The following is a 13,677-nucleotide window of genomic DNA, read 5'->3' on the forward strand; positions in this document are numbered from 1 at the left end:
CATCATGGACGATACGAATAAAGGAATCATCGCTTGGTTTGCCCGTAATAGTGTCGCGGCAAACTTGCTGATGATCATTATTTTACTCGGCGGTCTGTTGACTGCTAATACTATCCGCAAGCAATTCTTCCCTGCTGTTGAAATTAACTGGATCCAATTCAGCGCAGTCTACCCAGGCACTGCACCACAAGAAGTGGAAGAAGGCATTACCATTAAAATTGAACAAGCTTTAGAGAGTGTTCAAGGATTAAAACGGGTCATTACCTATTCAAACCGTAATATGGCTCAAGGGTATTTTCAAGTTGAGGAATCATATGATCCTCAAGTAGTACTTGAAGAAGTTAAAGCCGAAATTGGCTCTATTTCAACCTTTCCAGGCGGTATGGAACCACCTAAAGTTGAACGAATTAAATTCAGACAAGAGGTGATGTATTTAAGTCTGTATGGCGATTTAGACCAAATACAGCTCAAAGATTTAGGCGAGCGAATTAACGATGAGATAATGCAACTGCCTGGTGTCAATATTAGCGAATATTATAGCGGTCTTGGATATGAAATCGGTATTGAAGTCAGCAAAGATCGCTTACGCGAATATGGTTTAACCTTTGACGATGTTGCTAGTGCAGTGCGTGGTTATTCACGAAATATGTCTGCAGGACAAATTAAAGCAGAAAATGGTTACATTAATTTACGAGTCCAGAACCAAGCCTATGTAGGTTATGAGTTTGAACAGCTACCATTATTAACATTAGATGATGGCACTAAGATCTTATTGGGTGATATCGCCACCGTCAACGATGGCTTTCAAGAAGGTATTCAATACTCAAAATTTAATGGCAAGAATTCGGTTACCTTCTTTATTGGTGCGGCTAAAAATCAGAGCATTACCGATGTAGCGAAAACAATTAATAATTTTGTCGAAAAACAGCAAAAAATATTACCCCAAGGAGTTAAGCTTGAGCCTTGGGTTGACATGACTTACTACTTAGATGGGCGTTTACAGCTGATGCTCGACAGTATGAAAAGTGGTGCCGTACTGGTATTTATTATGCTAGCGCTATTCTTAAGGGTTAGATTAGCATTTTGGGTAATGATGGGACTACCAGTATGCTTCTTAGGTACCCTACTGTTTATGCCAATGGCATTTATTGATGTCACCATCAACGTTATTAGCTTGTTTGCCTTTATCTTGGTGCTGGGGATCGTGGTCGACGATGCGATTGTGATGGGCGAAAGTGCCCACAGCGAATCTGAAGAACACGGCCAAAGTATCGACAGTGTTATCCGTGGGGTCAAAAAAGTCGCCATGCCAGCAACCTTTGGGGTACTGACGACTATTGCTGCTTTCCTCCCCATCACTATGGACGATGGCCCGTCATCAGCATTTGGTCAGGCTATTGGTTATATCGTTATTTTATGTTTGTTGTTTTCATTAATAGAATCAAAGCTGATTTTACCCGCGCATTTGGCGCACATGAAAAAACCTAAAATCGTTAAACCCGGTTCAAAAAATCCATTAGATTGGTTGCGTAACGGGGTCAATTTTATTCAAGGCAAAATTGATCGTGGCTTGAATATATTCATTACTTCTATGTATCGCCCTTCGCTTGAATTAGCGGTTCAGTATCGCTATGCCGTGATCATGTTGTTCATCAGCTTGATCCTGATCTGTGTTGGTCTGTATATGGGTGGTTTGGTGCGCTTTATTGGTCAACCAAAAATCCCTCATGACTTCCCTAGAGTCACAGTTGAAATGAACGTAGATGCCTCAGAGAAATCGACACTTGCGGCGGCATTGGCAATTGAGCAAACCTTATACGATGTCGATAAAAAAATAGAGCGACAATACGGCCAAAAAATGATTTCTGATATGCAGGTTGATCTTAAAGATCAAACGACTGCAGAAGTAATGACTAAACTAGTCGATCCGTCACTCAGACCAATGGATACATTTGCTTTAGCTGATTTATGGCGTAAGGCGATGCCGCAAATTCCTGGGGTAAAATCATTTAGCATTCAGGACAGTTTAATGGGTGGCGGTCGTGAAGACGGCGACATTAGCTTTAGACTTGAGGGAAAAGATGAGAGCCAATTAGTTGCAGCATCACTAGAGCTGAAACAAAAGCTTAATTCACTTAAGGGTGTCAGTGACGTTAATGACAGTCGCCAATCAAGTGTTAAAGAAGTGCAATTCCAATTAAAACCGTTAGCCAATGCATTAGGCCTAACACTGGCCAATATTGCCTCGCAAGTGGGTAACAGTTTTTACGGTTTAGAAGCGCAGCGAATTATTCGAAATGGTGAAGAAATTAAAGTAATGCTTCGCTATCCAGAAGAACAGCGCAATTCTATTGCACTGGTACAAGATGTGATGATTAACACTCCACAAGGGACAGAGTTACCTTTATCCGAAGTGGCAGACATTAAAGTGGTTCAAGGGGTCAACAGCATCCGCCGTGAAAATGGAAACCGTACGATTAACGTATGGGCCAGTGTGGATGCCGATCAAACTGAACCCTTTAAATTGGCTAAAGATATCCGTGATAACTTTATGCCAGAGTTGCTAATTAAGTATCCGCGGGTACACAGTGAAGTATCAGGTAGTATTCAAGAGCAATTAGACAGCGCAGATACCCAAATGCGTGACTTTATTTTATCGTTATTGCTGATTTATAGCTTATTGGCAATTCCACTACGCTCATACATTCAACCTATTATGATCATGTCTGTGATCCCGTTTGGTGTCATTGGATCGGTAATGGGACACATTATCCTGGGTATCGATTTAAGTGTGCTATCGATGTTTGGTATTATCGCTGCTGCGGGTGTGGTTGTGAATGATTCGTTAGTGATGGTCGATTATGTCAATACTTCGCGAAAATCAGGGGTACCAATAAAAGAGGCTGTCTTAAATGCAGGTTGCCGCCGCTTTAGAGCCATCATGCTAACCTCGCTGACTACATTCATTGGTTTAGTACCGATTATGGCCGAGACCAGTATGCAAGCTCAAATGGTGATTCCAATGGCGGTATCATTGGCTTTTGGGGTACTGTTCGCAACTGTGGTGACCTTGTGTCTCATCCCTTGCTTATACATTGCAATTGAAGACGGTAAAGACATGATGCGCAAGCTTATCAATATTTATGCACCTAAATCCTCGTCTGCAACAACAGTCACCGAGCAACACTAGTCACGGGCAACTTCGACTTGCAATGATGAGTATCAACCATAAAAAAGGGCCTTAATGGCCCTTTTACTTTGATGCATTACAGAGCCTTGTCTATTATTCATTCAACATTGATTTTTAGTCTAAAGTGTAAGCCAGTATACAATTTTAAGATGTGACAATTAATTGTCAAAAAACTTTCTGAGTAATTGGTTTTATTCATAAAATATCTCATCAAGTAAAATAGATTGTTTATCGTTATTTGATAAAAGTTTATGCTAATCTAAGCATAATCACAGTGTTTATTGCCAGCCAGCTAAGGTCAAATTCTATGAGTCAACGCAGCATTAATGCGCTATTTAAGCCCACGTCAGTGGCGGTTATCGGCGCATCTAACGGCAATAAACGTGCAGGAAAAGCGGTGATGAAGAACCTACTTTCAGGTGGTTTTTCGGGTCCTATTATGCCGGTAACACCTAAATATACCGCAGTCATGGGAGTCTTAGCTTACCCGAACATTGAAGCCTTACCCATCAAACCTGATTTAGCCATTATATGCACCAATGCACTAAAGGTTCCCAGTATTGTCGAACGCTTAGCTCAATTTGGCTGCAAAGTGGCGATTATTATGGCCTCTGGGATGGCATCGCAAACCGACGAGCAAGGTAACAATTTACTCGAAATTACCAAGCAATATGCTAAACGCTACGGCATGCGTTTGTTAGGCCCTAACAGCCTGGGGATGATATTACCGCCAATGGGATTGAATGCCAGCTTAGCGCATGCAGGAGCTAACATAGGTAAAATTGCTTTTGTATCGCAATCTGCTGCAATTTGTACCACGGTTCTTGATTGGGCGAACAACAAGGGAATTGGCTTTTCATCGTTTATTTCACTAGGCGATGCCACCGATATCGATTTTGATGAATTACTCGATTACTTAGGCCGTGACAGTAAAACCAGCGCTATTATGTTGTACATTGATTCCATTAATGAAAAGCGCCATTTTTTGTCTGCCGCCCGAGCAGCCTCAAGAAACAAACCTATCTTTGTGATCAAATCAGGCCGCAGCCGAGAAGGAATTCAAGCGGCAATGCTGCATACTGGCGGAATTGGTGGCAATGATGCTGTTTATGAAGCCGCTTTTAGACGTGCAGGTATGCTTAGGGTAAATGATCTCATTGAATTATTTGCTGCAGTTGAAAGTCTGGCGCATTCCACCCCGCTTAAGGGGGAACGTTTAGTGATAATGAGCAATGGCGGCGGTCCTGCGGTACTGGCTGCGGATGAGTTAATTATCAAAGGCGGCAAACTAGCTCAATTATCCGAAAAAACAGTCACACAACTTAACGCTATTTTACCCAGTACCTGGTCGAAACAAAATCCTATCGACATGATTGGTGATGCCGACAGCCAACGCTACGCTGATACATTAAAAGTACTTATGAGCAGTAACGACACTGACACTATTTTAGTGCTGCATTCACCGTCTATATTGGGTGAAAGTGTCGAAATTGCCAATAGTATTATTGATACGGTTAACCAACATCCCAACCGACATCGAATTAATATGCTCACCAATTGGAGCGGTGAAGATTCAGCCTACCTCGGTCGTAAACGCTTTACCACGGCGGGTCTTCCTACCTATCGAACCCCAGAAGGTGCTGTAAGAGCCTTTATGCACATGGTTGAGTTTCGACGTAACCAAAAGCTACTCCAAGAAGTACCACAATCAATACCTGATAACATCCCCACTGACAGCAAGGCTGCACGGGCATTATTGCAACACAGCTTAGAAAACGGTCAAACGGTACTGGAAACTCATCAAGCGGTTGATATTTTAAGGGCTTACGGGTTAAACACCATTGAAACTTGGTTTGTAAAAGATGTTGATGAAGCGGTTAATGTCGCGAATCAAGCAGGTTATCCGGTTGCGCTGAAAGTGCAATCACCCGACATACTTTACAAATCAGATGTACATGGCGTGGTATTAAATTTAACCTCAGACGAAGAAGTTAGCCATGCGGCCCACTCTATTATTGAACGGGTTCATCAAATTAATCCTACAGCCAAAATAGACGGATTAATCATTCAAAAAATGGCCTTAACGGCAGGCGCACAAGAAATTAGAGTCTCGGTGATTAATGACCCAGTATTTGGCCCTGCGATCTGTTTAGGTGAAGGTGGTTCTGAATGGGATCCCACTCGCGATGCTGCTGTGGCCCTGCCACCATTAAATATGGCGTTGGCACGCTATATGGTCATTCAAGCACTTAAAACGCATAAATTGCGTGACCGTCATTTACCCCTAGGGCTAGACATGAATGCCTTGTGTGTGATGCTGACTCAAATTTCACACTTGATTATAGATTGTCCAGAAATCGCCGAAATCGATATAAACCCCGTGTTGGCTGCGGGCGAAAAAATCACCTTATTAGACGTCAATATCCGTCTGCATGACACCCCACAAGATAATCTTAACAGATTAGCTATTTTGCCCTACCCTAAGGAATTAGAACAAACCACCACCTTAAAAAATGGTCTACACGTCATGTTGCGACCTATTTTGCCAGAAGATGAACCCAGGCATTTAGAGTTTGATAATTCATTAAGTGATGAAGACAGATATAAACGCTATTTTGGGGTGCGATCGCGTATGACCCACGAAGAGATGGCGGTATTAACTCAAATTGATTATTCGCGAGAAATGGCGTTTATTGCAACCACAATGACTGCAGACGGTGAAGAGCTCACCTTAGGCGCCGTCAGAGCCTCTATAGACCCAGATAATACCGAAGCTGAGTTTGCAATGGCTGTACGCAGTAACTATCAAGGGATAGGTTTAGGGAAGTTATTACTCGAAAAACTGATTGCCTATTACAAAACCAATAACACGCCTTTCTTAATGGGCTTTACCATGTTTGAAAACCGTAACATGGCCAACTTGGCTAAATCACTTGGATTTACTGTGTCGTTTGATATGGAAGAACATCTGATAAAAATGCACATGGATTTACGCACTAAGGCTGAAGATAAATAACATTCTAATGATCAAAGGGTAATGATTAACGGCAGCTAAACACAACCTAAAGTAATTCATGATCATTTGAGTACTAGGCTAAAAGCGTATAGCCAAAAATCAGGGAATAAATATATTCGAGAATAAAGCTGTTTGGCTTTAAGAGAACTTAACGCAATTTTTGCCTGCTGCTTTAGCCTTGTAGAGTTGTTCATCTGCTCGCGATAATAAAGTATCAACATCATCGCCAGTGTTAATGGTTGCCACACCAATAGAAACGGTAATATGGCCCAGATTTTGTTTTTTCTCTTTACCGATAGAAAGCTGCTTTAATGAAATTCGCTCGCGGATTTTTTCGGCGACTTTCACAGCATCATTAAGTTTGGCATTAGGTAACATCACGACAAACTCTTCACCGCCATACCGAGCGACTAAATCGTCACCTTTAACCGTATTCTTCATCGCTAAGGCGACATAGGCCAACACTTTATCGCCAATTAAATGACCAAAGGTGTCATTAAATTGCTTAAAATCATCGATATCAATCATTAACAGACTGCATACGGTTTGAGTATCAACAAACTTAGTCACCTGCTCCGCGGCAAACAGTTCATATGAACGGCGATTTTTTAATGAGGTGAGTTCATCCATCATGGCGACTTTACTTAAGTTGTCCATTTCATCTTTAAGATGAAGGATCTCTGTCGACAACGACTCTAGACTCGCCGACATTTGCCGGTTTTTGGCAATGACTTGTTCAACTTCAGCCGCTATACTCATCACAATAAGATTAAGATCATCGACATTAGGGTTGGTTTGCAGTTTTTCACCGTACTGATTGAGATTACTTGAGAATTTTTCTGTACCTTCATTAAGCTGCTCTATCTTACTCAGCAAACTATTGATCAAAATATGCGTTTCAATTTGCACATTTTCAATAATTTCTGGAGAGCGTTCTTCGATAAAGCGATTATATAAGCCTAGATTAACTTCGGGTGTGAATTTAACACCATTAGCAATTAAGCCATCAATAGAGCGCTTTAAATTAAGGTTCGTCTCAGCAAAATATTCAAACCAAATAGCATAATTTTCTGGCGTTACAGGAATAGCTAAAGACGCCATTTTAGGTAACGCTAAATTCAGAATATGCGCGGTTTGCTCAAGATTTTGGGTATTATGCATCGACGACGATACCTTTTTGATAAATACAATGTGTTAAAGGTTATCAGTATGTTATGTCATACTTATGAACTAAACTCAATTATTGTTCGTTATGTTAACCATTAAACATGGGAAAATTAACTTTATTTATTTAACCCTTTTTCAGTTACAGCACGTTTAATGTAAATAGATAAGCCAACCAGCCAGTCATTATTGGCAATATTTACTCCATAAGGAAACAAGATGAACCAGCAAACATTTGCTTATGCAAAGAAAATATCCCTCACACTTACCCTTGTTATTGCGAGTGCATTATCATTTAGCTCTTGTGCGACCAACCCAGTTGACAACAATCACTTAAACAGCATAAACATCAGTAGCACTGTAATGGATACCCGTGACTATCAAGCGCAAGAGTCCACAAAAATGTATCCAGCACCCACTTCTGGAATGGTGCAACATATCCTGACATTGCCTGCTCTGACAAATGAACAAGATTACATGCTTGAAGTGCAAATAGGCCAAAATAAAGTCGTTGACTGTAATAAAACTCAACTGATGGGCGATATTAACACCCTATCATTACCTGGTTGGGGATATGTCTATTATCAAGTCGATCAGGTCATGCAGGGGCCGACGACCAGAATGATGTGTACTGAAGCGAAAAAAGCCAAATTTATTGTTCTCAATCAAGCCCTGACACTCAGCTATGACAGTCGTCAACCAAAGGTGTTTTATTTGCCGCAAGGAACAGAATTACGCTATAGATTATGGAAAACCGCAAACGAGTTTGTGTTTAGTGGGCAGTAAGCTTTAGATATAAAGGACTTAAGTAATTCTTGAGTCTTTAATCATCGACTATTGATTGACTTTGTGGGGAGCATCTCATTCAAGCAGCCAATAACGCTGCAGATAGAGATGATAAACATACTGGGGGGGTCAAGTTCTCAAGCTCTCTGATATTGCGCTCAGCACACCGAAAGCTTGGTGAGCTGAGCTTAATATAGGTTTTAGTAACGGCGCACCCTTACTACTTGCATTATTTCAATTTCAAAGCCGCCAATGACCTCTTTCGATGGGTAATAAATCAAATTGACTTTATGATCTAACAAGCTCTTGAAACGTTGAGGTCGCTTGTATTTAAATGGCACATCACAATCTTTAATCATTAACGTTTGTACCACCCAGTCTCCAACTTGACGTTGAATATGGGACACGACTGTCACACCTTCACTTTGTATTAACTCACCGTGTCGCTCTAACAATATTTTAGGAACCGGTTTCATGAATTTACCTTCTTAACAGTATCCAGGATATCTTGATATCGATAAGCACTAAAACGTCCAAAGCCCTCTAATTGTTTAACTTTCAAACGACTAAACATTGGCATTATCATACCAGCAAGGAATTTAGCTTGCGTAGCAATGGTTGGAGTGGGTAACGATTTTGCTTGAGCCACTGAGATTAACGGTTCAAGCAATGTTGTCACTGTGGCCGAGTCTGGTAACGGAGCCACAGCTTGTTTGGATAAGATGGCAATTTGCCCACGACAAACGCTGCAGTGACCGCAATTTTGTGGCACTGAGTGGTCATCAAAATATTGAGCTAAATTCGCACTTAAACAACGATCAAGTTCAAAAAATTCGACTAGCTTACCAATCCGCACAATCTCTTTATGTTCATTGTCACTAAAATATTGACCGAGTTGCTGAGTCAAATGGTGCAATTGTTGCGGTGTCGCTAATGCCTGCTCTTGTACATCATACACTTGAGTGATTTTTTTTGTCTCAAGAATAATCAAATTTTGCTCTGCTAAATAATCTAGTGCAGCCACAACACGCTGCCGTTCACAGCCATGTTGTTGATATAAAGTATCAAAATCCAACTGTCCCCAAATCTTTTTAAACTGTGTATGAGCAAACACTTGGCGAAGAAACTGCTGACGTTGTTGGTTAAATCGGCTGAGAATGGCTTCCTGCTCTTCAACAAAGCGGTATTTAAATTCTGCAAAATAAGCATAACTTGGACGGATCACGCCCAATAGCTCTAATTGGACAAATAAAGTTTTTAGCGGCAATGAGCGAATATTGCATGCGCTTGATAAAGGATATTCTTGTACTTCCCAGCGACCATTGTCGGTTTCTGAGGCAATGGTCTCTAATAACTGGCCAATGCTTTGTGGTTCAGGAGTGTCACCGTAAACGAAATTTTCAACAGTATTTAAGCCGTCTAAGTTAGCGAGTGTCACACAATGGGATAATTGACCATCACGCCCTGCTCGGCCAATTTCCTGACTGTAGTTTTCAATCGATTTGGGCAAATCAAAATGGATAACGAAACGAATATCGGATTTATCAATGCCCATGCCAAAGGCAATGGTTGCCACAATTACTTGGATTTGATTATCCATAAATTGCTGTTGAATTTGTTGACGTCGTATTTGATCCATTCCCGCATGATAAGCCGCGGCATTGATACCCTCAGCGATTAGGTGCTGGGCTACATCTTCAGCAGTTTGCTGCAAGGTGACATAAACAATACCGCTACCGGAATAGTCTTTTACGGTACGTGTAAGCTGAGTAAGTTTTTGTTGCTGACTCACTGCAACAACTGCCAAATCTAAATTGGCTCGGTAAAACCCGGTTTGTACTATGTGTTGCGCGGACAAACCAAAACGCTTAGCCATATCTAATTTAACTTGTTCAGTGGCTGTCGCGGTTAATAATAAACTTTGCGGTATGGAAAACTCTTGGCAGTACTGAGGGATTTTCAGATAATCGGGGCGAAAATTATGTCCCCATTCCGAAATACAATGCGCCTCATCAACCACCAGCAAAGAAATGGGAACCGACTTGAGAAATTGCCTAAAGCATTCATTTTTAAAACGCTCAACCGATACCATCAAAATCCGCGTACGTTGCTCACGAATATCGCGCATCACTTGCTGAGTTTGATCATAAGTTAAACTTGAATCAATACTCGCTGCAGCTATGCCTTTACTCGCTAAAAAGGCCAATTGATCTTTCATTAACGCTAATAACGGTGAAATAACCAAAGTCAGCTTAGGTAACTGTTGAGCGCAAAATTGATAACACAAGGATTTACCCGAACCGGTAGGAAATATGGCAAGCGCAGAATGGCCCGCTAAAATGGTTTCGATAACCGCCTGTTGGCCTTCTCTAAACTGAGTAAAACCAAATTGCTGTTGTAATTGTTGGTGCAATATCTGAGTTTCGGAAGATGTTGGGCTGGCTTCAGCGGCGGCTGAATCTATAAAGGGAGTCATAATAAATCCTATTATTAACCCCAAATAACATAGGATTAAACTGTTAACGATATGAGATCGAGCATCAGTAGCATGGAGGAAAAGCTAAAGCACGCTATGCTCAATCTAACGTTTACGGGCGATATACTGATTGATCAATTGAGTCAGTTTATCTTCAAAGCGTTCTTCTATGACATCAAGGTCTTGTTCAAAAGAGCTGATAAACTTAATTGCTTTATCACGAGATAAGACTTTTCCTGCAAGGCTGTATTGTATTTCAATCAAACTTTTATCTAAGCGAGGCGCAAGACACCAATGACATATATCGGCATTAAAATTCACTAATGCACGTTCTGCAACTTGGCAAAAAGCGTCAATATGATCGATGCCATCAGGGCCTAAACAACCCGGTTCAAGACGACACAACACAACCAATTTCTTCGCATTTAGCGCTTTAGCACTGTTGATCAACTCTTCCATAACGTATAAAACAGTCCTTAATGAAAACCTGAAATTAGCGTAAAGCCTTAGCTTCGCTCATTTGTTAGCAATATAACTCAAGTAATAAACGTCTGTTAGCATCTCGTAATTAGTCACAATATGCAACCGTTTGGCGTCGATTCAGCCGCCTAAATACTGCGTTTTATGTGCTCATGACTGACTTTTAATGCGAGTTTGAACGCATCAATATACACAGCAATTGGGGTTAAGGTTTCTTTTGCGCGGCGATTACGCCCCAGCAATGAAGATTCTACGAATAAATCAAACCAGGTCGATAGTGCCAAACCATTTTGAGGCTCTTGAGCAGCGCTTAATGCCAGCGCCGCAACTTCAGCTGTGCCTAACTGAAAATCATGACTGCCTTTACGTAGTGCATAAGTCGCTAAGGTTTCTGGCGCAAATGATAATACCGGCATTTGATGTAAATACGGGCTTTTACGATACATTTTGATTGCTTCGCGCCAACTGCCATCAAGCATTACCAGCAAAGGAATTTTAGCTTGCCCCTGCTCCGAAGTTAGCAAGGCTGGGGTTATTTGCTCAACAATAATTTGCTCGCTCTGCACATATTGTTGTGGAAACACTAAAAAGGGTTGGTATTGAGGATTATCGAGTAATGCTAACATTGCGCTGTCGGTATCTGTTCGAGTCCATAAAAATGCATGGGTATCTGGAATTAAATCAGCAATTAACCTGCCGCTATTAGTGGGCTTTAAGACTTCGTCGTTATACATCACCAACATAAAGCTAACGTTAGTGGTTAAATATTGCCGATGTTCACAGGTACAAAATAATTCACCTAAGAGACAAAGATTACACCTAATCAGCTTCTTACCGCGGGCACCAAACGGCTTAGTCGATAATGACTTTCGGTATTCATGTAAGCGATGGACTGCATGAATAGGCGGTTTAATTGATTTTATTGATAACTCTGACATTAAAGAACTCTGAGGTGAAAAAAATTCATCACCAAATTTGGTGATGAACGGATATGACACTGATGAGGTAATTATAAGATACGCCGCAATAAAAAGTCTGCTTTTAAACGGCGAATTCGATTCATAATTTTTTTCACTGGTTTTGGGTACTTCTGCAAGGTATCAATTTGGCTATAATGAAATAATCGTTCAGTGTGGAGTAAAATATAGTGCTGCTCTTTGATGAACGACTCTTTCCAACTCCCCGACTCATCATGCAACAATAAACCATTTTCTAAATCTAACGCCCAAGCTCGCGGGTTTAAGTTAGAGCCAGTGATCAGATGCTTGCGATTATCGGCACTAATGCCTTTCAAATGAAAGCTGTTAATCCCATCTTTCCATAAATGAATATTAAGTTGTCCATTCTCGATCGCCCACTGCTGGTTCTTGGCAAATTTACGCAGTGATTGTTCATACATGTAAGGCAATGCACCAATGGTTGAAAAATCCTGATCCGGTGGAATATAAAAGTCATTGGCGGTTTTATCACCCACAACGATATCTATTTTTTTCCCTTCACGCAGGTGTCTAGCTAATGCGCGAGTCAAAATCGTTGGTGGATTGAAATAAGGGGTACAAATAAACAGCTCTTTTGTAGAGGAATCGACCAGGTTGATCACAGTGTCGTTTAATTGGTTGTTCTTTCTGCCAAGGCCAACTAACGGTGTAATACGGTTACCGACTGTGGTTGACTTGTACTGATAGCGCACCTGAGATAAACGATGTTTAAAGCTTTTGATGTCGTTCTTTTCAGGGTTTTCTTCAATATCGCCAGATTGACTTAATATGCTTACAGCAGGATCACTGACGATATCTTGTTTGATCATGTCACGCATGCTGCGAGCAAGCTCTGGACAGTCAATAACATGATATCTATCGAACCGATATTTTTCTTGTTGTTGTAAATAAATATTGTTAATGCTCGCGCCACTGTAAATCACGGCGTCGTCAATAATAAAACCTTTAAGATGCAACACGCCCATAAATTCTCGCGACTTTACTGGCACGCCCACTATATCAAATGGGTGTGACGCTTCAGCCATTAATTTACGGTATAAAATATAGTTGCCACTGTCGCCCTTTTGACCAATTAAGCCGCGGCGTGCACGGTGGTAATCAACTAATACCTTAATATCTATTTGTGGATTTTGGGCTTTGACGTCTAATAACGCCTGCAATACTTCACGACCTGCTTCATCATCTTCAACATATAATGCCGCGATGTAAATTGAAGATGTTGCCGCTGCGATTTTAGTTAGCAAGGCTTGCTTAAAATCTTTCGGGTTAAGCAACCAAGACACAGCATCTGCATTTAGGGCAATACCACCTAGCTTATCCAGCAAGGCATCCTCCTTAAAATGGGTGACCATTACGCTTATCAGTAATGGGATCAAATTCAAAAACATCACAGCGATATATTGTAATTGTGAGTACGCTGTTCAAGTGTTTAACAAGCATGAGGTTGCATGTTTAAGCACACGCTATGTTTGCCTCGACATAAAGGCCGTTTTTATAACCAACCTCAACTGATGATGTTTCTTACAACGCGATTGCGATAATACTGACAAAATAACATCTCAGTAAA

9 protein-coding genes are annotated in these 13,677 nt (G+C 41.0%); 3 read left to right on the forward strand and 6 right to left on the reverse strand.

Annotated features, from left to right (window positions below; all coding sequences use genetic code 11):
• Positions 1–4: 4 nt before the first annotated feature.
• Together H5123_RS06600 and H5123_RS06605 are read left to right on the forward strand one after the other, a co-directional pair.
• Positions 5–3,190 carry an efflux RND transporter permease subunit gene (locus tag H5123_RS06600; RefSeq protein WP_182697418.1) on the forward strand — a complete coding sequence of 1,062 codons (3,186 nt, stop codon included), beginning with the start codon at positions 5–7 and terminating at the stop codon, positions 3,188–3,190.
• 307 nt (positions 3,191–3,497) lie between these two features.
• The gene (locus tag H5123_RS06605; RefSeq protein ID WP_124014945.1) at positions 3,498–6,206 is read left to right on the forward strand and encodes an acetate--CoA ligase family protein; all 2,709 of its coding nucleotides are present in this window, start codon (positions 3,498–3,500) and stop codon (positions 6,204–6,206) included.
• Positions 6,207–6,344: 138 nt separating this feature from the next.
• Here H5123_RS06605 and H5123_RS06610 read toward each other — a convergent pair whose 3' ends face one another.
• Positions 6,345–7,367 (reverse strand): GGDEF domain-containing protein, encoded by a 1,023-nt coding sequence (locus H5123_RS06610; protein WP_182697419.1) that lies wholly within the window; start codon positions 7,365–7,367, stop codon positions 6,345–6,347.
• Positions 7,368–7,589: 222 nt separating this feature from the next.
• Between H5123_RS06610 and eco the strand changes: the two genes are divergently transcribed.
• A complete protein-coding gene (gene eco, locus H5123_RS06615; RefSeq protein WP_182697420.1) occupies positions 7,590–8,156 on the forward strand; it encodes a serine protease inhibitor ecotin in 567 nt (188 codons plus the stop codon).
• Between the two features lie 200 nt (positions 8,157–8,356).
• On the opposite strand, the gene H5123_RS06620 is transcribed toward eco, so the two are convergent.
• From H5123_RS06620 to pssA, 5 genes are all read right to left on the reverse strand, one after another.
• Positions 8,357–8,632 (reverse strand): hypothetical protein, encoded by a 276-nt coding sequence (locus H5123_RS06620; protein WP_124014948.1) that lies wholly within the window; start codon positions 8,630–8,632, stop codon positions 8,357–8,359.
• A complete protein-coding gene (locus H5123_RS06625) occupies positions 8,629–10,632 on the reverse strand; it encodes an ATP-dependent DNA helicase RecQ (RefSeq protein ID WP_182697421.1) in 2,004 nt (667 codons plus the stop codon). Before H5123_RS06625 ends, H5123_RS06620 begins: the two co-directional genes overlap by 4 nt.
• A 105-nt stretch (positions 10,633–10,737) precedes the next feature.
• A complete protein-coding gene (locus tag H5123_RS06630) occupies positions 10,738–11,091 on the reverse strand; it encodes a hypothetical protein (protein ID WP_124014950.1) in 354 nt (117 codons plus the stop codon).
• A 149-nt stretch (positions 11,092–11,240) separates the two neighbouring features.
• Complete coding sequence (locus H5123_RS06635; protein ID WP_182697422.1) at positions 11,241–12,050, reverse strand: tRNA-uridine aminocarboxypropyltransferase; 810 nt, start codon at positions 12,048–12,050, stop codon at positions 11,241–11,243.
• A gap of 71 nt (positions 12,051–12,121) precedes the next feature.
• A complete protein-coding gene (gene pssA, locus H5123_RS06640; protein WP_124014952.1) occupies positions 12,122–13,462 on the reverse strand; it encodes a CDP-diacylglycerol--serine O-phosphatidyltransferase in 1,341 nt (446 codons plus the stop codon).
• Positions 13,463–13,677: the final 215 nt, after the last annotated feature.

Source organism: Shewanella sp. SR43-4 (genome assembly GCF_014163845.1).
In the GTDB taxonomy this organism is placed as follows: domain Bacteria; phylum Pseudomonadota; class Gammaproteobacteria; order Enterobacterales; family Shewanellaceae; genus Shewanella; species Shewanella vesiculosa.